At 67.8% G+C, this 20,311-nt stretch carries 16 protein-coding genes; 5 read left to right on the top strand and 11 right to left on the bottom strand.

The genetic code is table 11. The features are described from left to right. Positions 1–12 precede the first annotated feature (12 nt). A complete protein-coding gene (locus tag FHS02_RS04565; RefSeq protein ID WP_137313000.1) occupies positions 13–270 on the top strand; it encodes a hypothetical protein in 258 nt (85 codons plus the stop codon). A gap of 70 nt (positions 271–340) precedes the next feature. On the opposite strand, the gene moaD is transcribed toward FHS02_RS04565, so the two are convergent. From moaD to kbl, 6 genes are all read right to left on the bottom strand, one after another. After that, positions 341–598, bottom strand: coding sequence for a molybdopterin converting factor subunit 1 (moaD, locus tag FHS02_RS04570; RefSeq protein ID WP_137313001.1), 258 nt, complete (start codon positions 596–598; stop codon positions 341–343). A 14-nt stretch (positions 599–612) separates the two neighbouring features. Continuing rightward, entirely contained in the window at positions 613–1,818 is a 1,206-nt protein-coding gene (locus tag FHS02_RS04575) for a molybdopterin molybdotransferase MoeA (protein WP_371861474.1), read from the bottom strand. A 22-nt stretch (positions 1,819–1,840) separates the two neighbouring features. Continuing rightward, positions 1,841–3,340, bottom strand: coding sequence for a threonine synthase (gene thrC, locus FHS02_RS04580; RefSeq protein WP_137313003.1), 1,500 nt, complete (start codon positions 3,338–3,340; stop codon positions 1,841–1,843). A 268-nt stretch (positions 3,341–3,608) separates the two neighbouring features. Next, a complete protein-coding gene (locus FHS02_RS04585; protein ID WP_137313004.1) occupies positions 3,609–4,985 on the bottom strand; it encodes an L-serine ammonia-lyase in 1,377 nt (458 codons plus the stop codon). A gap of 44 nt (positions 4,986–5,029) precedes the next feature. After that, positions 5,030–5,992: an NAD-dependent epimerase/dehydratase family protein gene (locus tag FHS02_RS04590; RefSeq protein WP_137313005.1), complete on the bottom strand. Its 963-nt coding sequence runs from the start codon at positions 5,990–5,992 to the stop codon at positions 5,030–5,032. 1 nt (position 5,993) lies between these two features. Continuing rightward, entirely contained in the window at positions 5,994–7,196 is a 1,203-nt protein-coding gene (gene kbl, locus FHS02_RS04595) for a glycine C-acetyltransferase (RefSeq protein WP_175424735.1), read from the bottom strand. A 222-nt stretch (positions 7,197–7,418) separates the two neighbouring features. Between kbl and FHS02_RS04600 the strand changes: the two genes are divergently transcribed. The 3 genes from FHS02_RS04600 (at position 7,419) to proA (ending at position 14,843) form a co-directional block, all read left to right on the top strand. Continuing rightward, positions 7,419–8,003, top strand: coding sequence for a helix-turn-helix domain-containing protein (locus FHS02_RS04600; RefSeq protein WP_137313007.1), 585 nt, complete (start codon positions 7,419–7,421; stop codon positions 8,001–8,003). Between the two features lie 89 nt (positions 8,004–8,092). Further along, positions 8,093–8,665, top strand: coding sequence for a hypothetical protein (locus FHS02_RS04605; protein ID WP_137313008.1), 573 nt, complete (start codon positions 8,093–8,095; stop codon positions 8,663–8,665). A gap of 91 nt (positions 8,666–8,756) precedes the next feature. Next, entirely contained in the window at positions 8,757–14,843 is a 6,087-nt protein-coding gene (gene proA / locus FHS02_RS04610; RefSeq protein WP_137313009.1) for an anti-phage protein ProA, read from the top strand. 66 nt (positions 14,844–14,909) lie between these two features. On the opposite strand, the gene FHS02_RS04615 is transcribed toward proA, so the two are convergent. The 5 genes from FHS02_RS04615 to FHS02_RS04635 all read right to left on the bottom strand — a co-directional run bounded on the left by FHS02_RS04615 (position 14,910) and on the right by FHS02_RS04635 (position 18,928). Next, the gene (locus FHS02_RS04615) at positions 14,910–15,164 is read right to left on the bottom strand and encodes a hypothetical protein (RefSeq protein ID WP_137313010.1); all 255 of its coding nucleotides are present in this window, start codon (positions 15,162–15,164) and stop codon (positions 14,910–14,912) included. 16 nt (positions 15,165–15,180) lie between these two features. Continuing rightward, positions 15,181–15,951, bottom strand: a complete 771-nt coding sequence (locus tag FHS02_RS04620; protein WP_137313011.1) for a DNA/RNA non-specific endonuclease — start codon at positions 15,949–15,951, stop codon at positions 15,181–15,183. Positions 15,952–16,173: 222 nt separating this feature from the next. Further along, positions 16,174–16,518: a hypothetical protein gene (locus FHS02_RS04625; RefSeq protein ID WP_137313012.1), complete on the bottom strand. Its 345-nt coding sequence runs from the start codon at positions 16,516–16,518 to the stop codon at positions 16,174–16,176. A 65-nt stretch (positions 16,519–16,583) separates the two neighbouring features. Continuing rightward, positions 16,584–17,561 carry a response regulator gene (locus tag FHS02_RS04630; RefSeq protein ID WP_137313013.1) on the bottom strand — a complete coding sequence of 326 codons (978 nt, stop codon included), beginning with the start codon at positions 17,559–17,561 and terminating at the stop codon, positions 16,584–16,586. Next, positions 17,558–18,928 (bottom strand): sensor histidine kinase, encoded by a 1,371-nt coding sequence (locus tag FHS02_RS04635; protein ID WP_137317303.1) that lies wholly within the window; start codon positions 18,926–18,928, stop codon positions 17,558–17,560. The genes FHS02_RS04630 and FHS02_RS04635 overlap by 4 nt, the downstream gene beginning before the upstream one ends. 234 nt (positions 18,929–19,162) lie before the next feature. On the opposite strand from FHS02_RS04635, the gene FHS02_RS04640 reads away from it, so the two are divergent. Further along, a complete protein-coding gene (locus FHS02_RS04640; RefSeq protein ID WP_137313014.1) occupies positions 19,163–20,233 on the top strand; it encodes a flavodoxin family protein in 1,071 nt (356 codons plus the stop codon). The last annotated feature ends 78 nt before the right edge of the window (positions 20,234–20,311 follow it).

Genomic DNA, 20,311 nt, shown 5'->3' on the forward strand with positions numbered 1-20,311 from the left:
GCTGGAGAAAACATGGGACCGCTCTTCTGGATCAAACGCTACCTGCTCGCGGCCGTGCCGCTGTTCGCCATCCTGGCGGCGGTGGAATGGGCAAAAGGCACGACTGCGCCGGCCGATATCGCCAGCGCCGCCATCTGGGCCGCCGTGGCGGCGGCAATCTTTACGGCCGCGGCGTGGAACCGCTACCGCAAGGCACTGTCCTGCGCGGCATGCGACGCGGTGCTGCCGAAGCCGGCCGCGGCGCAGCCGCCGCGCCGGAACAAGAAGTAAAAACGGCCGAAGCAAGCGCAGAGTAGGCAGCCTCAGCAGGTAGCCAAATGCAGGCGGCGGGCGTAAAAGCTCAGCCGCCCGTCACGGGCGGGAAGAACGCCACTTCGGCGTTGTCGGCCAGCGCTTCGTCCGCATGGCACATCCGCTGGTTGCAGGCCATGCGCAGCGCACGGCCTTCGCCCAGTGCCTCGGCCCAGAGGCCGCCGCGGGCCACCAGCAACGCGCGCAAGGCGCCGACCGTGGCGATGCCGGCCGGCACATCGATGGCCTCGCCGCCGGTGCCCAGCGTTTCACGGACGCTGGCAAAAAACTTCAGGTTGATTCGCATATCAGTACAGCGGTTCAGTACAGCAGTTCGTTAAACGGGATGAAGCGCACGGTGTCGCCGGCCGCGATCGGGTGATCCGCCGGATTGTCGATCAGGCCGTCGCCCCACACGGTCGACGTCAGCACGCCGGAGCTCTGGTTCGGGAACAGATCCAGGCCGCCGTGCGCATTGAGGCGGGCGCGCAGGAATTCGTTGCGACGGTCGCCCTTCCAGTCGAAGTCCGCGCGCAGCGGGAACGCGGCCGGCTCGCGCGCCGCGCCGGCGCCCTGCAGCTTGAGCAGGAAAGGCCGCACGAACAGCAGGAACGTGACGAAGCTCGATACCGGATTGCCCGGCAGCCCGATGAAGAAGGCGTTGCCCACTTCGCCGAACGCCAGCGGCTTGCCCGGCTTGATCGCGATCTGCCACATGGCCAGCCGGCCTTCCGCCTCGACGGCCGGCTTGACATGGTCTTCCTCGCCGACCGACACGCCGCCGGACGTGATGATCAGGTCACTGCCGGCCGCCGCCTGCCGCAATACCGCGCGGGTGGCATCCAGGTTGTCCGGCACGATGCCGAAGTCGGTCAATTCGCAGCCCAGGTTTTCCAGCAGTGCGCGCAAGGCAAACCGGTTGGAGTTGTAGATGCCGCCCGGCGCCAGCGGCTCGCCGGGCATCGTCAGCTCGTCGCCGGTGAAGAAGACGCCCACGCGCACGCGGCGCAGCAGCGGCAGGCTGGCCAGCCCGATCGAGGCGGCCAGGCCCAGTTCCTGGCTGCGCAGCCGCGTGCCGGCCGGCAGGATCACGCTGCCGCTGCGAATATCCTCGCCGGCGCGGCGGATCCATTCGCCGGCACGGGGCGCGTGGCGAATCGTCACGCTGTCGCCGTTGGCCTCGCACTGCTCCTGCATCACCACCGCGTCGGCGCCTTCCGGGATGAACGCGCCGGTGAAGATGCGGGCGGCCGTGCCGGGCCGCAGCGGTTCGCCGACATGGCCGGCAGGAATGCGCTGAGAGATCGGAAGCGAAGTTGGCAGCGCATCGGTGCCGCCGGCGCAATCGGCCGCTCGCACTGCATAGCCATCCATCTGCGTGTTGTCCCGCGCCGGCACGTCGAGCCCGGACACGCAATCGGCAGCCAGCACGCGGCCGTTCGCCTCCAGCGTGGGCACGGTCTCGACTTCCGCAACGGGGCGGCACGCCGCCAGCAGGAAGTCCAGCGCCTCCTGCCGCGACAGCATTGGCTTGCGCGTCCCCGTCATGTCAGAGCGCCGGAGCGGCGTCGACGTTGGCCGCAATGTACGCCTTCATCTTGTCGACGTCCGGCGGCATCACGGTGTACTTCTGCGGCAGCGATTCGATATCCTCGAAGCCGGCCGGGCGTTCCGCGTCCTCGCCCAGCGCTTCCAGGATCGTTTCATTGAATTTCGCCGCCAGCGCCGTTTCCAGCACGATCATCGGCACGCCCTCTTCCAGGTTTTCCCTGGCCACCTTGATGCCGTCCGCCGTGTGCGTATCGATGACGATGCCGTAATCGTCAGCCACGTCCCGAATCGTCTGCAGGCGGTCGGCATGCGTCGACTTGCCGGACTTGAAGCCGTATTGCGCCACCGTGGCGAATTCGTCGCCATCGCTTCCGGGTCCGCCGGAAAGGTCGAAGCCGCCGTCGCTTTCCACCTTCGTGAACAGCGCCTTGACGCGTGCCGGATCGCGGCCCACCAGGTCATAGATGAAGCGCTCGAAGTTCGAGGCCTTGCTGATGTCCATCGACGGGCTGCTGGTGTGGTACGTCTCGGCCGACTTGCGCACGCGGTAGATGCCGGTCCTGAAGAACTCGTCGAGCACGTCGTTCTCGTTGGTGGCGACCACCAGCTTGTCGATCGGCAGACCCATCATGCGGGCGATGTGGCCGGCGCAGATATTGCCGAAGTTCCCCGACGGTACCGTGAACGAGACTTTCTGGTCGTTCGACGTGGTGGCCGCCAGGTAGCCGCGGAAGTAATAGACTACCTGCGCGACCACGCGTGCCCAGTTGATCGAATTGACGGTGCCGATCTTGTAGCGCGACTTGAATTCCAGGTCGTTCGACACGGCCTTCACCATGTCCTGGCAATCGTCGAACACGCCTTCGACGGCGATGTTCAGGATGTTCGGGTCCTGTAGGCTGAACATCTGCGCGGTCTGGAATGCGCTCATCTTCTTGTGCGGCGACAGCATGAACACGCGAATGCCGCGCTTGCCGCGCATCGCATATTCCGCCGCGCTGCCGGTATCGCCGGAGGTCGCGCCGAAGATGTTCAGCTGCGCATCCTGTTTCGCCAGCGCGTATTCGAACAGGTTGCCGAGCAGTTGCATCGCCATGTCCTTGAAGGCCAGCGTCGGGCCGTTCGACAGCGCCTGCAGCACCAGCTTCCTGCCGCCGTTTTCTTCCAGCACGCGCAGCGGCGTGATGTCGGCCGCGTTCTCGCCTTCGCGGGCGTTGCGGTAGACGTCGGCCGTGTAGGTCTTGTGTGCCAGCGCCTTCAGGTCCGCTTCCGGAATGTCGGTCGCGAACTTGGACAGGATCGCAAACGCGAGATCGGCATACGACAGCTTGCGCCACGCATCGAGTTCGGCACCGGTGACTTGCGGATACTCGCTCGGCAAATACAGGCCGCCGTCGGGGGCCAGGCCGCCCAACAGGATGTCGGAAAACTGCGCGGAAGTTTGCTGGGAAGGTGCTGCGGCGGCCGACACGTCGGCGCGGGTGGACACATATTGCATGATTCAGGAGATCCGGTTGTGCACAGAAGAGGGATAACTATTATAGTGCGGCCGCAGTTTCTTTGCGAAATTTGCCAGCTTTTCGAATTTTATGTTGTATCGGCTTCGGTTCGGCGCGCTTGAACACCGGCGTCAGTCCCCTTGTGTGAAGCCGCTGGCCGAGATTTCATGCCGGCGACTGGCGGGGACAGACCCCAGAGCCGCTGGCCGGGGCTCGATGCCAGCGACTGGCGGGGACAGACCCCTGAGCCGCAGGTACCCCGCCAGACTAGCAAGCGGCGTGATTCACCGTCACCACGTGCACCGCCAGCCCGCCCAGCGATGTTTCCTTGTATTTCGCGCCCATGTCGGCGCCGGTCTGGCGCATCGTCTCGATCACGTCGTCGAGGCTGACGAAGTGCGTGCCGTCGCCCTTCAGCGCCAGCGACGCGGCCGTGATGGCTTTGACCGCGCCCATGCCGTTGCGCTCGATGCAGGGGATCTGCACCAGGCCGCCGATCGGATCGCAGGTCATGCCCAGGTGGTGCTCGATGCCGATCTCCGCGGCGTTTTCGATCTGCGCGTTGGAACCGCCCAGCGCGGCGACCAGGCCGGCGGCGGCCATGGCGCAGGCCACGCCCACTTCGCCCTGGCAGCCGATCTCCGCGCCGGAAATCGACGCGTTCCGCTTGCACAGCATGCCGATCGCGGCGGCACTCAGCAGGAAGTCGCGCACGCCGCTCACCGGGTCGAGCGGCTTGCAATCTTCCGCATAGTATTTCAGTACCGCGGGAATGATACCGGCTGCGCCGTTGGTCGGTGCGGTCACTACCCGGCCGCCAGCGGCGTTTTCCTCGTTGACGGCCATCGCATACAGCGACACGCCATTGAGTGCATCGTGCGGCAGCTCGTTGGCGCGGTCCGCACCCTGGGCCTGCTGCCACAGCTTCGCGGCGCGGCGCTTCACGTTCAGGCCGCCCGGCAGCTGGCCCGACGTTTCCAGCCCGCGCGCAATGCATGACCGCATGACCTGCCAGATCCGGTCCAGTCCCGCATCGAGCTGTTCGGCCGGCATGCGCGCCAGCTCGTTCGCACGCAGCATGCGCGGGATCGCCAGGCCGGTGCGCGCGCCGTGCGCGAGCAGGTCGGCCATCGTGTCGAACGGATACGGCACCGCTGCGGCCGGTGCGCCGTCCGGCGCGGTGCCCTCGCCTTCGGCGCGGATGAACCCGCCGCCGATCGAGTAATACACCCGGCTGGTGTCGCCGCCCGGACGGTGCAGCGTAAAACGCATGCCGTTCGGGTGCTCCGGCAGGTTCTCGGTCTTGTGGAATACCAGGTGCCGCGCACGCACGAACGGCACCGTCTTCACGCCCAGCAGGCTCAGTTCGCCGCGCCGCTGCGCCTCCGCCAGCATCGCATCGACCCGGCCGGGGTCCACGTCCTGCGGCGTTTCGCCCATCAGGCCGAGGATCACCGCCGTGTCGGTACCGTGGCCGACGCCGGTCAGCGCCAGCGAGCCATACAGTTCGGCCGTGACGCCGCTCGCGTCATCCAGCGGCCCCTGGTCCAGCAGGAAGCGGCGCGCCGCCACCATCGGCCCCACCGTGTGCGAACTGGAGGGGCCGATGCCGATCTTGAACAGGTCGAATACGCTCATGTCCATCTTTGTCTCTCTTTATAGTCATAGTGAAGATGGCGTGGCGCGGATCAGGCGGCCTGGCTGACTTTCACGTCGATGTTGGCCAGCATGTCCCGAACGATTTCCTCGACGCCGATGCGGGCTTGCCAGCCCCAGTCGGCCCGTGCCGCACCGTCGTCCAGGCTTTTCGGCCACGTGTCGGCGATCTGCTGGCGGCTGTCCGGCCTGTACGAGACCGCGAAACGCGGCACCTGGGCCTTGATCGCGGCGGCCAGCTGTTCCGGCGAGAACGACACGCCGGCCACGTTGTACGACGAACGGATTTTCACCTGTTCCGCCGGCGCCTCCATCAGTTCGAGCGTGGCGCGGATCGCGTCGGGCATGTAGATCATCGGCAGCGTGGTCTGCGGGCCGAGGAAGCATTCGTAGCGTTCGCCCCGCAGCGCGGCATGGAAGATCGCGATGGCGTAATCGGTGGTGCCGCCGCCCGGCGGCGACTTGTAGCTGATGATGCCGGGGTAGCGGATGCTGCGCACGTCCACGCCGTATTTCAGGTGGTAGTACTCGCACAGGCGTTCGCCGGCCAGCTTGCTGATGCCGTAGATCGACGTCGGATCCATCACCGCCATCTGCGGCGTGGCATCCTGCGGCGTGTTCGGGCCGAACGCGGCGATCGACGACGGCCAGAACACTTTCAATGGCTTGCCGAGCTCCTTGCGCTCGCGGGCCACCTCGAGAATGTTCAGCAGGCCATCCATGTTCAGCTTCCAGGCCTTCAGCGGCGCGCTTTCGCCGGTGGCGGACAGCATCGCGGCCAGCTGGTACACCTGGGTGATGTCCTGCGACGAGACCAGCTGCGCCAGCGCTTCGTCGTCGAGCACGTTCAGCACCTGGTATTGCGCGGCGCCATACAGGTTCTTCGGCGAGATGTCGGTGGCGAACACATTGTCGGCGCCGTACTTGACCGACAGGGCTTCCACCAGTTCGCTGCCGATCTGGCCATTGGCGCCGATGACGAGAATCCGTTCCATATTATTGTTCCTTCAGAATGCCGAGTTCCTTGCCGGCCTGCGCGAACGCGGCCAGTACCTTGTCCAGCTGTTCCCGGGTGTGCGCCGCGGAGAGCTGCACGCGCACGCGCGCCTGGCCCATCGGCACCACCGGATAGAAGAAGCCCGACAGCAGCACGCCCAGTTCATACATGCGCGCCGCGAATTTCTGCGCCACCGGCGCCTCGAACAGCATCACCGGCACCACCGGGTGCGTACCCGGCTTGATGGTGAAGCCGATGCGCTCGATCTCCTGGCGGAAGTAGGCGGTGTTTTCATGCAGGCGGTCGCGCAGCTCGGTCGATCCGGAGAGTTTTTTCAGTACCGCCAGCGATGCGCCGGCGATCGACGGCGCCAGCGTGTTCGAGAACAGGTACGGGCGCGATTTCTGGCGCAGCGTGTCGATCACTTCCTTGCGCCCGCTCGTGAAACCGCCCATCGCGCCGCCCAGCGCCTTGCCGAGGGTGCCGGTGATGATGTCGATCCTGCCCAGCACGCCGTGGTGCTCGTGCGTGCCGCGGCCGGTCTTGCCCATGAAGCCCGACGCATGGCATTCGTCGATCATCACCAGCGCACCATACTGTTCGGCCAGCGCGACGATCCTGTCGAGCTGCGCGATCGTGCCGTCCATCGAGAACACGCCGTCGGTCACGATGATCTTGTGGCGCTTGCCGCTGGCCGCCTGCAGCTGGGCTTCCAGGTCGGCCATGTCGTTGTGGGCATAGCGGTAGCGTGCCGCCTTGCACAGGCGGATGCCGTCGATGATCGAGGCGTGGTTCAGCGCGTCGGAAATGATCGCGTCGTTCTCGTCGAACAGCGGCTCGAACACGCCGCCATTGGCGTCGAAGGCGGCCGCGTACAGGATCGTGTCCTCGGTGCCCAGGAATTCCGAGATCGCCCGCTCCAGCTGCTTGTGCACCGTCTGCGTCCCGCAGATGAAGCGCACCGACGACAGGCCGTAGCCATACTGTTCGGTGGCATCGATCGATGCCCGGGCCACCCACTCTTCGCCGGATAGCCCCAGGTAATTGTTGGCGCACATATTGATCAGCGTTCTTCCGTCGTCGCCCGTCACTTCCGCGCCCTGGCGCGAAGCCAGCACGCGCTCGGGCTTGTACAGGCCCTGTTCGCGCAGCTGCTCCAGGTTGTGCCGCAGGCCGGCATAGAAATTCGCTTGTTTGCTCATGGTGATCCTCGGTTGGGTTCCAGCGGATGTTCAGCTGATTTCAGTGGGTCGCGGCCGGCGGCCATTGCTTGACCGGCATGTTGACCCTGTTGTACCGTGCATCGCGGAGAACAGGGTATCGAACTTCGCCCCGATTCCTGTATTTTCTCCGGTATTCATTATCTTGAACTTTTGTTCGATATACTGAATCCTACATAAGCTTATTGAACTTTGCAACCGCCAATGACGAAATCGCCCGCCGTACCCATCGCCAACGCCCCGCCCGAGGTGGGCGCCGCCCTGCAACGCCTGCGCCTGGCGCGCGGCCTGACGCTGGAGGATCTGTCGCGCATCGCCGGCGTGTCGAAATCGATGCTGTCGCAGATCGAGCGCGAAAAGGCCAACCCGACGATCGCCATCACGTGGCGCCTGGCCAATGCGCTGGGGGTGGCGATCGGCGAACTGCTGGCCGACGAGCAGCGCCCGGTCGACACGATCCGCGTCGTCGACGCGCACGAGACGCCGACCCTGCCGGGCAACCATGCCGGTTACGTGCTGCGCATCCTGGGCCCGATGGAACTGGCCGGTAAATACGAATGGTATGAACTGACGCTGGCGCCGGGCGGCGAACTGGTCTCCCAGGCCCACGATCCCGGCACCACCGAACACGTCACGCTGCTGCACGGCGCCATCGAGATCGAAGTGGGGGCGAACAAGAAGAAGGTCAAGCTGGGCGGCACCGCGCGCTACCCGGCCGACCAGCAGCATGCGCTGCGCAATATCGGCAAGACGGAAGCCAGGGCGCTGCTGGTGGTGATCCACCGCTGAGCAAGGGTCCGGCGCCACCTCGGCCTGTCGTGCTCTGCTTTTCCACGGCGCACCCTACAATGCGAGCCTGTCCATGACAATCCATTACCATGAACATCGTCTGTATTGCCTGGGGTTCGCTGCTGTGGAAGCCCGGCCCGTTGAAACTGGCATCCGGCTGGCACCCGGGAGGCCCGCTGCTGCCGCTGGAATTCGCCCGTGACAGCGATGACAGCGCCGAGCTGGCGCTGGTGCTGTGTCCCGGCGTGCCGCTGGTCCCCACGTATTGGGCCTACGTCGACGCGCCCGACCTCGACACCGCGCGCGCCATGCTGGCCGCGCGCGAAAAGATCACCCCGGGGCACCCTGAATCCATCGGCAGCATTCCCGCCATCGATGGCGCCCCTGTCCAGCAGGAAATCGCCGCCTGGCTGCGCGGCCGGCGCATCGATGCCGCCATCTGGACGGCACTGCCGCCGAAGTTCGCCGGCGTTGGCGGACGCATGCCGTCGGCCGAAGAAGCGGTCGGCCTGCTGTCCCGTCTCTCCGGCGAAACCCGCGCGGCCGCCGAGTTCTACCTGCGCCGCACTCCGCCGCACATCGACACCCGCTATCGCCGGCTGGTGGAGGCACGGCTGGGCTGGCGGCCGCTGCGCGAAGCCGCCGTCACCTGCCCGGCCTGAGCCCTGCGGCCCGGGCCCAGCACGACCGTCCTTTCCGGCCGGACATCCTTCCTGATAACATTGGCAGGATAGCCAGCCCTCTTCCGGACCAATGACACCAGACCAACCCGCCGCCGCCGACCTGCCGAACCAGCCCGATTCGCCGCATTTGCCGGATTTGCCAATCCCGCCGGACTTGCCGGTCGCTCCGCTGAGCGTGACGTTCACGGCCGACGCCACCACCGGCTACGCAGCCATGCAGAACGACGTGCCCGTGGTGCGCAGTATCGCGCTCGCCAACGCCGGTACGGCCGCGCTGACCAATGTCGAGGTATCGATCGCCTGCCAGCCGGCCTTTGCCGCCGGTCTGACGTTGCGCTTCGAACGCCTGGCTGCGGGCGAGACGCGGACCATCGCGCCGGTCGACCTGAAGCCCGACCACGCCTGGCTGGCCGGCCTGGACGAAGCCCAGCGCGCGAACGTGGTGCTGACGGCCAGCGCCGACGGGCATGCGCCGTGCGAGGCGCAGCAAGGCGTGGAAGTGCTTGCCTACGACCAGTGGGCCGGCACGCGCCTGCTGCCGGAACTGCTGGCGGCATTCTGCATGCCCAACTCGCGTGTCGTCGATCACCTGGTCGCGGCCGGCGCCACGCTGCTGCGCGGGGCGCCCGGCAGCCCGTCGATGAACGGCTACCAGTCGCGCAACCGTGAGAAGGTGTGGCAGCAGGTCTCGGCGCTGTATGGCGCGGTGCTGGCGCAGGACCTGCATTACGCCAATCCGCCGGCATCGTTCGGCACCGATGGCCAGAAGATCCGCACGCCGGAACGCATCGTCGACACGAAGGTCGCCACCTGCCTGGACCTGGCCATGCTGTTCGCCGCCTGCCTGGAGCAGGCCGGCCTGCATCCGGTCGTGCTGCTGACGGAAGCCCACGCCTGGGTCGGCGTATGGCTGATCGATACCTGCTTCCCCACCGCGCTGGTCGACGATGCGCAGGCGGTGCGCAAGCGCGTGCGCTCGGGCGAACTGATGGTGTTCGAGACCACCGGCGTCACCGGCGGCCAGCGGCAACCGCTGCGCCTGGCCTGCGCGGCCGGCGAGGAACACCTGGCCGACGAAGGCGCGTTTGCCTGCGCAGTGGACATCCGCCGGGCGCGCGAGCTGCACATCCGCCCCCTGCCATCCCATGCCCCCGCCGGGGCGGCGGAACCGGAGGTCGAACAGGATGCCCCCGCCATCGAGCCAATGCCGCCGCTGCCGCCGCTCGACCCGGCGTTGCTGCCGGCCGCCGACGGTACCGCCGACACGCCGGAAGGCCGGCTGGCGCGCTGGAAAGGCCGCCTGCTCGATCTCACGCTGCGCAACCGCCTGCTGAACTTCAAGCCGTCAAAGACGACATTGCGCGTGATCTGCCCGGACCCGGCCGCCCTCGAGGACACGCTGGCCGACGGCAGGGATTTCCGGTTGCGTGCAGCGCCGCCGGTGGCCAGCGGCACCGACCCGCGCGAAGCGTCGGTCATGGCGGCCCGCATCGGGCAGGCGCCGCTCGATGCGCTGGCGGCCGATGCGCTGGGCCGCAGCGAGATCCTGGTCGATGTGCCGGAAGAAGCGCTGGACGGCCGGCTGCTGGACATCTACCGCGCCGCCGGCACCAGCCTCGAGGAAGGCGGCGCCAACACGCTGTTCCTGGTGTTCGGCTTGCTCGAGTGGCGCGAACAGCAGGAGGCGGAGGCAGCGCACCTCGCCCCGATCCTGCTGGTGCCCGTCACGCTGACGCGCCAGTCGGTGCGCAGCGGCTTCCGGCTGGTGCGCCATGACGACGAAGCGCTCGTCAACCCGACACTGGTGCAGAAACTGGCGCAGGACTTCCAGCTGAAGCTGCCGGCCTTCGACGTGCTGCCGGCCGACGACAAAGGCATCGACGTGGCCGGCATCCTGCAATCGTTCCGGCTGCACGTGGCCGAGCTGAAAGGGTGGGAGGTGCGCGAGCAGGTCCACCTCGGCATCTTCTCGTTCACCAAGTACCTGATGTGGAAGGACTTGCAGGACCGTCACCGGCAACTGCAGGAAAACCCCGTCGTGGCCCAGCTGGTCGAACATCCCGGCGAGGCGTTCGCGCCGGCCGCGCTGGGTTTCGAACCCCGCACGCTCGACGCCAGCCACCGGCCCGACGAGCTGTTCGCGCCGCTGCTGTCGGATTCCTCGCAGCTGCGCGCGATCTGCGTGGCCGGCAGTGGCACCAGCCTCGTCATCGAAGGCCCGCCCGGCACCGGCAAGAGCCAGACCATCACGAACCTGATCGCCCATTTGCTGGCGACCGGCAAGTCGGTGCTGTTCGTTTCCGAAAAGATGGCCGCGCTGGAAGTCGTGCAGCGCCGCCTGGCGGCGATCGGCCTGGGCCCGTTCAGCCTGGAACTGCATTCGTCGAAGGCGAAGAAGGCCGACGTCGTGCGCCAGCTCGGCATTGCGCTCGACGCCGCCGGCACGCGCGGCGTCAGGGAATGGGAGCTGGAAGCGACACGCCTGGCCACGCTGCGCGCGGAACTGAACGGCCTCGCCGTCGCGCTGCACCGGCTGCATCCGAACGACCTGACCGTATTCGACGCGATCGGCACGTGCATCGCGCATGCGGGCGAGCGCCCCGCCCCGTTCGCGTGGCCAGATCCCGATGCGCACACCCGCACCGAACTCGAAGCGTGGCGCGAGACCAGCCGCCAGATCGGCGCGCTGGCCAGCCAGCTGACCACGCCGGCGGGAGATGGGCTGGCTAGTCAGGGGCTGGCCAGTCAGGGGCTGGCAGGACGGGGGCTGGCAGGCCATGCGTTGAGCCGCATCGGCACGGCGGCCTGGTCGCCGTCGTGGGAGCAGGAACTGCTCGACAGCGCCGCCGCCCTGGCCACGCGGCTTGCGGCACTCGGCAGTGCCAGCGCCGCGCCGCTGCAGCTGCTGGGCGCCACCCCGGATGGCCTGTCGCTGGCCGACCTGGCCGCCCTCGACCGGCTCGCCGAGACATTGCTGCAAGCACCGCGCGTGCCCGCCGGTGTCGCGCGCACGGCGCACGACGAAGCGGCGCGGGCCCGGCTGGCGGCGCTGCGCGAACACGGCCAGGCGCGCAACCGCGCCTGGGCCTTGCTGGCGGGGCGCCATGCCGACGCGATCGCGCAACTGTCCGCCGCCGACCTGCGCCGCGAATGGACTGCCGCGCAAACGGCATGGTGGCCGAAAAGCTGGTTCGCCTCGCGCAGCCTGCTGAAACGCCTGCAAACCTACCGTACCGATGCGCAGCAGCCGGTTGCCGCCGACGTGCCGCCTTTGCTGGACGCGCTGGCGCAGGTCAACCACGAGGATGCCGCCATCGCGGCCATGGCGGCGGACGCTGGCGCCCTGCTGCAGGGGGACTTCGCTGCGCACCGCACGGACTGGGAAGCGGTGGCACGCGCCGAACGGTGGGCCAGGGACTTCGCCGACGCCGTCGTCCGCCTGGCCGGCGGCGATATCGCGCTGGTCGCGGCGCTGCGCGCCAGCCTGCAGCCGTATGTCGCCGAACACCGCGCGCTGCTGGCCGCCGATGCGCCGGCCGGCGCCGCGCTGGCCGCATACCGCGATGCCTGGCGCGATTTTTCCACGCAGTTGCGCAATACCTCGAACCTGGGCGGCTGCGGCGACAACCTGGGCATCGACACGGCGGCCTCGGGCGCGCTGGCGTCCATCGCGGCGATCCTGCAAGGCTGGCAGCAGCACGCCCGCCAGCTGCGGCCATGGTGCCTGTGGCAAGGTGCCCGTGCCCGTGCCGTGAACGGCGGCCTGCAAGGCGTCGTTGCCGCGCTGGAAGCGGGGACGGTGGCGCTGGAGCGCGTGCCCGACTTCTTCGAATACAGCTACCGCAACTGGTGGGTGCGCAAGGTGATCGACCGCGAGCCGGTACTGTGCGGTTTTTCCAGCGCCGACCACGAGCGCAAGATCCGTGAATTCCGCCAGGCCGACGAACGCTTCCAGCAGCTTACGCAGCAGTATGTGGTGGCTTCGCTGGCGGCGCGTGTTCCTGCCACCGCGGCCAGCGCCGCCGCCGCGGCGCTGGCCAGCGGCTCCGATTCGGAGCTGGGCCGGCTGCGCCGCGAATTGCAGAAGCAGCGCCGGCACATGCCGGTGCGCCAGCTGATCGCCGGCCTGCCGACGCTGCTGCCACGGCTGAAACCGTGCCTGCTGATGTCGCCGCTGTCGGTGGCGCAGTACCTGGACGCCGGCCACGCGCCGTTCGACGTCGTCATCTTCGACGAAGCATCGCAGATTCCCGTGTGGGATGCGGTGGGCGCCATTGCCCGCGGCCGCCAGCTGGTGTGCGTGGGGGACCCGAAGCAGTTGCCGCCGACCAGCTTCTTCAGCCGTGCCGACGACGGCGACGGCAGCGACACCGATGCCGAGGTGCAGGACCTGGAGAGCATCCTCGACGAATGCCTCGGCATCGGCCTGCCGGAACTGACGCTGAACTGGCACTACCGCAGCCGCCACGAAAGCCTGATCGCGTTCAGCAACGCCACCTATTACGGCAACGAACTCGTCACGTTCCCGTCGCCCGTGACCGCCGACACCGCCGTGCGCTTCCAGCACGTGCCGGGCGTCTACGACCGCGGCGGCACCAAGACCAACCGGGCGGAAGCGGAAGCCATCGTGGCCGCCATCGAGCGGCACTACCTCGATCCGGCGCGCAGCCGGCACACGCTGGGCGTGGTCACGTTCAACAGTGCCCAGCAACACCTGATCGAACGGCTGCTGGAAGAACGGCGCCGCGCCCACCCGGCGCTGGACGGCGCCATCGCCCAGCCGGCGCAGGAGGCGCTGTTCATCAAGAACCTGGAAAACGTGCAGGGCGACGAACGCGACATCATCCTGTTCTCGGTCACCTACGGGCCCGATGCGCAGGGCAAGGTGAGCCTGAACTTCGGCCCGCTGAACCTGGAAGGCGGCCAGCGCCGCCTGAACGTGGCGATCTCGCGCGCACGGCAGGCGGTCGTCATCTTCAGCACGCTGCTGCCCGAGCAGATCGACCTGGCGCGGGTGCGCGCCGCCGGCGTGCGCGACCTGCGCAATTACCTGGAGTTCGCGATCCGCGGTCCGGCCGCGCTGGCCGCCCGCCCGGCCATTGCCGGCGCTGGTGCCGGTGCCGTTGCGGTGACGAGCGCGGCGGCCGGGGGCTTCGAGCGCCAGGTTGCCGCCGCGCTGCGCGCGCACGGCTGGACCGTGCATCAGCAGGTCGGCGTGTCGGGCTACCGGGTCGACCTGGGCGTGGTGGACCCGCGCGCGCCGGGGCGCTACCTGCTGGGCATCGAATGCGACGGTCCGTCGTACCACTCCGGCGCCACCGCGCGCGACCGCGACCGGCTGCGCCAGCACGTGCTGGAAAGCCTCGGCTGGAACCTGGCGCGGGCCTGGTCCACCGACTGGTGGCTGGATCCGGACCCACCGTTGCAGGGATTGCTGGCGCGGCTCGATGCGCTGCTGCGGCAGGAGCAAGCGCCGCCGGCCGGGCCATCCACGCCCGAGCCGGCCCCGGCACCGGCGTCGGAAGCGGTCCCGGAATCGCCGATGGAAGGATCGATCGAAGCGGCCGGGGAAGCGCCGGCGGTGCCGCAAGCCAGCTCACCGGCCGCCGCCCTGTATCTGCCGGTAACGCTGCCGCAAGGCGATCCGGAACGATTCTACGAACCGGCCACGGCCGCCGAGCTGCGCCACCAGCTGCACCGCATCGTCCACGAGGAAGGCCCGGTGGCGCAGGCGGCGCTGTTCCGCCGGATCATCCGCGCCTGGGGCCTGGCCCGCACCGGCGCGCGCATCGAGAAGCACCTGGCGGCACTGCTGCCGGCACAGGTCCGCACGACGGCCGATGACAGCCTGTTTTATTGGCCCGAGCACCTGGACCCGGCCACGTGGGATGGCTTCCGGGTGCCTGGCGCGGAGCCGGAAGGGAAACGGGCGATCGATGAAATCTGCCTGGAAGAGCTGGGCAATATCGCTCTGTACGTGCTGGGCCAGCAGGGCAGCACGACCCGGGCGGGACTGGCGCGCGCCGTGTGCCGGCTGCTCGGCATGGCGCGCACCGGCGCCGAGGCGGAAGCGCGCCTCGGCCGCGCGCTGGCGCATGGCCGGGTGGCGGGCCAGGTTGCCGTCGAGGACGGCGTGGTGTCGCTGTTACCTTCCTGAGCGAAGTGACGCGGCGGGAAGCGGCGCAACATGGTTGACCGCCCTGCCGCGAATGCAGCGATCCGTTCAGTCGAACGGGTTGGCGACCTTCTTCACGGCCGGCGGCGCCAGCGCGGTCGGCAGGTCCTTCTGGCCCTCCAGCCGTGCGAGCGCGGCACCCAGCAGCTGGTGCAGCGCGCGCGCATGCTCCAGTCCTTGCCGGTCCAGCGTCAGGTCGATGTCGCCATCGATCGTGATCCGGTCCAGGCGGTTCTCGATGGTCAGGCCGCCAATCGTCAGCACGTCGGCCTCGTTCGCGTACGGCACGAATTTCTTGCTCATCTGTGATGGTCCTTTCTTAACCCTTGCGTTTCGTCGTCTTCGGCAGTTTCAGCATGACCCCCTTCTGCCGCGCCGTCAGCGACGGTATCAGATCGATGCCGATCCTGCTTTCCAGTTGGGCGATCGTCATCGTCTGCGGCCTGGCATCGGCCTCGTTGGCCACGAACCAGGCGCCGCCGGCACGCTGGCGCGGACTGTAGACCACCTTGTAGAGATGGCTCGGCACCAGCACGTTGCCCACCTTGCGCAGGTCGCTGCCCAGGAAAGCCGGGCCGGTGATCACGTACAGGTCGCCCTCCTTCTTGACCATGCTGCGCACGGCGTTCTCGATACCGGCCCACACGTGGCGGTTGTTGTCGGCATCCTGCGGCACCATGTTGGCCAGCGTGAAGCTCTGGTACTGGCTGGTTTCATCCGGCATGTTGCCGCTCGGCGCCATGTGGCCGCGATCGAAGCCGCTGCGCGCGTAATCGGCCAGTTCGGCGCGCTGCGCCTTCGGCAGCCGCTTCTCGGCATGGAAGGCGTTGTCGCGCGACATGTCCTCGGCGGCGGCGATGCGGCGCGGCGTCAGGTGTTCGGCCGACCACAGCGGCGTACGCGTGACGCCGCTGTGCATGATACCGAAGACGTTGTAGCACAGCGGGCGGGTGGCGCGCGCCAGCTTCTCGTTGAGGATGCGCGGCGCCTGGCCTTCCACGTAATGCTGGGGGCAGGTTTCGGCGGCGACTGCGGATTGCGAAAGAAGGAGCACCGCGACGGCGGCGGCGTAAAGCGGGCGGATGAGCATTGGAGCGACAGCGATCAGGGAGAATGCAAGACGGGCATTCTAACGGAGCGCGAATCATGGCAGCAAGCGCGGCTGCAAGCGCGGCAAGCGAAAGACGCCGTGCACCATCCCGTCGGCGCATGACGGCAAGTCGGCTGCGTCGATCCGGCGTGGCGGCGGCGTCCCGGTGCCGACACCGGACTTTCCGTGCCGGACACCGGGACGCTGCGGAAGCGCTGGCGCTCAGTGCAGCCTGTCCAGCGCCTCCAGCACGCCCTTGCGGTTCTTGTGCTTCACCTCATAGGAGCGCACCTTGCGGCGCTGCGCGGCGGTCAGCTCGGCCAGCGCGCCCTTCACTTGCGGCACCGTCAGGTGCTCGTAGTTCGCGATGGGCACGCTGCGGTCGGGCGACGCGCCGGCGCGGTCCTGCGCCTTGGCTCCCTTGGTCTCGCCGAACTGCTTGCGCTGCTTGTTGACGATGCGCGCCGCCACTTCTTCTTCGCGGCCCTTGTAGCGGCCTTCCTTCTCGAACTGCTTTTCAAGCTTCTCGTATTCCTGTTCCCGTTTCGGGCTGGCACCTCGCGGCATGATGTCCTCCTTGGTCGATGTTTGCCACATCGTAGCGAAACCGCGGCAGGCCGGGCGCACGAACGTCAGAACCGTTCGATCCAGCCCGCCAGCCGCTGCGGCGTGGACGCGGCATCGGCCAGTGCCAGCCGCACGTGCACGCCTTCGGGCCCGCCCGACACGTGCAGCGTGCGGCCCTGCCGGCCCAGCCACAGCAGCACCGCCAGCCAGGCCGCGTGCGGTGCCGACACCGCGCTGGCCGTCGGTTTTTCCAGGAATTCGGTCAGGCACGCGGTATCCAAGAAGGTGCCGCCTTCCGCCGTGCGGTGGAAGGCGGCGCCGAACGCCTCGCCGAGCAGCGCGAACACGCCATCGGGTGCGGTGCCGCCAGCAGCCAGGGCATCGAACCGCTCGCGCGCCAGGTGTCCGAAAGCAGCGGCGCGGAACGCTTCGGAAGCGATCAGGTCCGAGTGGATCATCATCAGCCAGTCCGGTTCGGCCTGCGTCATCCCGGCGCACCGCGCCGCCGACAGGTAGGCGTCGAACGGCATTGTGCCGGCATTGCCGGTCACGCCGGCACATAGGGCGTACAGCGTGCCGATGCGGCTGGCCACCACCTGCTTCTGCCGGATCAGCAGCTTCTCGCGCAGCAGTTGCGCATGCTCGCGCCGCAGCCGCGCCAGGTCGACCGCCTGCCGCATCTCCAGGCGCAGGGCGGCAAGGTCCCACGGCTTCTGGATATAGCGGTGGATCTGCCCCTGGTTGATCGCATCGGCGGTATGGTCAATTTCCGAGTACGCGGTGGTCAGGATGCGCACGATGTGCGGGTAACGCTCCCATGCGTAGAACAGCAGTTCGTTGCCGCAGGCACCCGGCATGCGCTGGTCGGACACCAGCACGGCGAGGGTATCGGCATGCAGTTCCAGCACGCGCTTGCCTTCTTCGACCGATCCCGCCGTGAGTACCGTGGCTTGCGCGCCCAGCGCACGCTGGAAATACTTCAGCGCCGTCGGCTCGTCGTCGACATACAGGATCGCCGGCAATGGCCTGGCAGCGTCGGTCATGCTTGTTTCTCCTGGTGGTGTGACGTGTCGATCCGATGGCGGCGATGCCCGCCATCGGCCCGCGGCAGGTCGAACGTGAACCTGGTCCATTCTCCCTGCCTGCTCTCGACCGCCAGGTGGCCGCCGTGCCGCTGCACCACGCTGTAGCAGACCGACAGCCCCAGGCCCAGGCCCTGCCCCACTTCGCGCGTGGTGAAGAAGGGCTCGAATACCCGGTCCAGGTGGCCGGCCTCGATGCCGGGGCCGTTGTCGCGCACCGTGACGCGCAGCCGTTCGCCCCCTTCGTGGGCGCCGATGACGATTTCCGGCGCCGGCGTCCCGGCGCCGCGCAGCGCCAGCGCGGCATTGCCGAGCAGGTTGATCAGCACGCCGACGATGGCCGCCTCGTCGCCCAGCACCAGCGCCGCGCCGGCGATGTCGCGCCGCAGAGCGATGCCCTTCGTTTCATGGCCGACGAACCGCACCGCCGTATCGAGCGCGCGGGCGAACGGGAAGGCGGCGCCTTCCCCGTTCTCCTTGCGGTAGGCGAACGTCTTCAGGTCGGAGACGATGTACTGCACGCGCTGCATGCCCTGCCGGGCATCGTCGAGGCATTCGCGCAGCGCCGGACTGTCCTGCGCGACCGGGTCCTCCAGCGCGACGTCGATCGCCAGCAGGCAGAAATTGACGGGATTGTTGACTTCGTGCAGCAGGCCGGCCGACAGCGTGCCCAGCGCCGCCATCTTTTCCTGCTGCATCAGCTGGCCCTTGATGTCGGCGAGATCGCGGTTGGTGCGCGCCAGTTCGTCGTTCTTCCGTGCCAGCTCTTCCTTCAGCGCGAACATCTGGCGGCGGCCCCGTTCGTTATAGAACGTGTACACCGTACTGCCCGCCACGGCGAACAGGATGATCGTCGTGTGGAACAGCATCTGCGCGTGATCGGTCACGCCGTCGGGCCGGGTCGCGCACGCGGTCCAGTAAGCGAGCAGCGTCAGCGCGCCGAATCCCAGCGTGTACAGGTAACCGACCGGGAACAGCGTACCGACGGCGAAGATGGTCAGGATGAGGCCCGCATAGAACAGCGATGCCTCGCCCTGCGTCACGTGGATCATCCACGCGATCATCCACTGCGGGAAAGTCAGCCACACGAATGTCACGGCGTGCACGTGCCGCCTGCCGAATGCGGTGTACAGCATGCCGAGCCCGGCCAGTACGCCGAGGCTGGCCACGACGCGGACCATGGCAAAGCGCGCCATCTGTTCCGGATACACGGCGAAATCGAGCACGACGCCCAGCAGTACCAGCACGATCACGGTCACCGCGCAGGCCCGGCTCTGCATCAGGTGGAACCCGGACAGTTCCCTGGCATAGCTGCCGCGCGCGGCCATGGCATGGACCGCCGCGCCGTTGGCCCGGGCGGCGGCGCCAGGATCGATGGGTGTTGATGGGTACACGAGCTAGGCCAGGACTTGCAATTCGGATGCGAAGCTTACATGGTTGGGGTCCGCCCTGCAATGCAGGCCCGGCCGCCCCGGCACGGACGTGCGCTGCAGGCATGTACGCTACCGTACAGAGCCCCTCGACCGCGGATGCGACAGTAGCGGCATGGGAGGAAACACTTGATGACCGACGTACGCACCGGCCAGGCGCCCGGCAAACTGGACCGCGAAGCATTCCACCGCAAGTTCACGCAGTCGTTCTACGATCCGCGCTTCGATTCGCTGCGCGCCGACATCGCGCGGCTGGAAGAAGTTGCCTGGCAAAATTATTGCGACGGCCGCAAGGCGCCCGTCACCGTCAAGGCAGGCCCGGGCTTTGCCGATCCTGACTACGATCTCTCTGCCGAGTGGAAGGCAGCGCACGACAGGCTGCTGGCGGCCGAGCGCCGCCAGAAAGATCCGGCCACGGCGTCGCGCGTGCTGGTGATCTGCGGCAGCTCGCGCAACGACGGCACCTGTCCGGGAGAAATGTCGAAAACCTTCCGCATGGTGCAATGGGCGCGTACCGCGCTGGAAACCGAAGAGATCGAAGTCGACGTACTCGACCTGTCGCTGGTCACGTCCACGTACGACCACCACATCCATCCGTGCAAGGGCTGCGCATCGACGGCAATGCCGCTGTGCCACTGGCCCTGCAGCTGCTACCCGAACCACAGCCTGAACCAGGTCAACGACTGGATGAACGAAATCTACGAACGGTGGGTGCTGGCGCACGGCGTGCTGATCGTCGCCCCCACCTACTGGTACCAGTCGCCGTCGCCGCTGAAGCTGATGATCGACCGGCTGGTGTGCGCCGACGGCGGCAATGCCGATCCTTCCAGCACCCATGGCAAGGAAGCCGACAAAGCCAAGGACCTGGAACTGGCAGGCTGGGATTATCCGAAGCACCTGGCGGGCCGGGCCTACGGCGTGTTCGTTCACGGCGATGTCGCGGGCGTGGAAAGCCAGCGCCGCAACCTGGCCGACTGGCTCGACTGGATGGGCCTGATCGGTGCCGGCACCCAGGCCGTGCTGGACCGCTATGTCGGCTACTACGAGTCGTATGCGGAGAGCCATGCCACGCTGGACCGGGATGCCCCGCTGCAGCAGGAAGTGCGCAACAGCGCGCGGGCGGTGGCCGAGGCGGTGCGGCAGATCCGGGCCGGCAAGCTGGTGCCGCCGGATGCGCGGTTGCGGAAGCCGCGGCCGAAGTAAGCGGCCGGAAAGCGGCCAAAATAAGGGCCGAAGCCGGCGGCAATGCCGGTTCGGGAGTTACGGGACGAGGGTACCGAT

Source organism: Pseudoduganella umbonata (assembly GCF_014192225.1).
GTDB lineage: Bacteria > Pseudomonadota > Gammaproteobacteria > Burkholderiales > Burkholderiaceae_D > Rugamonas > Rugamonas umbonata.

Coding starts and splice junctions, on each gene's coding strand:
- FHS02_RS04575 (WP_371861474.1), bottom strand. CDS start 1,818: ATGCTGTCGCGGCAGGAGGCGCTGGACTTCCTGCTGGCGGCGTGCCGC.
- thrC (WP_137313003.1), bottom strand. CDS start 3,340: ATGCAATATGTGTCCACCCGCGCCGACGTGTCGGCCGCCGCAGCACCT.
- FHS02_RS04615 (WP_137313010.1), bottom strand. CDS start 15,164: ATGAGCAAGAAATTCGTGCCGTACGCGAACGAGGCCGACGTGCTGACG.
- FHS02_RS04640 (WP_137313014.1), top strand. CDS start 19,163: ATGACCGACGTACGCACCGGCCAGGCGCCCGGCAAACTGGACCGCGAA.
- FHS02_RS04600 (WP_137313007.1), top strand. CDS start 7,419: ATGACGAAATCGCCCGCCGTACCCATCGCCAACGCCCCGCCCGAGGTG.
- FHS02_RS04625 (WP_137313012.1), bottom strand. CDS start 16,518: ATGCCGCGAGGTGCCAGCCCGAAACGGGAACAGGAATACGAGAAGCTT.
- FHS02_RS04590 (WP_137313005.1), bottom strand. CDS start 5,992: ATGGAACGGATTCTCGTCATCGGCGCCAATGGCCAGATCGGCAGCGAA.
- moaD (WP_137313001.1), bottom strand. CDS start 598: ATGCGAATCAACCTGAAGTTTTTTGCCAGCGTCCGTGAAACGCTGGGC.
- FHS02_RS04635 (WP_137317303.1), bottom strand. CDS start 18,928: ATGGCCGCGCGCGGCAGCTATGCCAGGGAACTGTCCGGGTTCCACCTG.
- FHS02_RS04620 (WP_137313011.1), bottom strand. CDS start 15,951: ATGCTCATCCGCCCGCTTTACGCCGCCGCCGTCGCGGTGCTCCTTCTT.
- proA (WP_137313009.1), top strand. CDS start 8,757: ATGACACCAGACCAACCCGCCGCCGCCGACCTGCCGAACCAGCCCGAT.
- FHS02_RS04565 (WP_137313000.1), top strand. CDS start 13: ATGGGACCGCTCTTCTGGATCAAACGCTACCTGCTCGCGGCCGTGCCG.
- FHS02_RS04585 (WP_137313004.1), bottom strand. CDS start 4,985: ATGGACATGAGCGTATTCGACCTGTTCAAGATCGGCATCGGCCCCTCC.
- FHS02_RS04605 (WP_137313008.1), top strand. CDS start 8,093: ATGAACATCGTCTGTATTGCCTGGGGTTCGCTGCTGTGGAAGCCCGGC.
- FHS02_RS04630 (WP_137313013.1), bottom strand. CDS start 17,561: ATGACCGACGCTGCCAGGCCATTGCCGGCGATCCTGTATGTCGACGAC.
- kbl (WP_175424735.1), bottom strand. CDS start 7,196: ATGAGCAAACAAGCGAATTTCTATGCCGGCCTGCGGCACAACCTGGAG.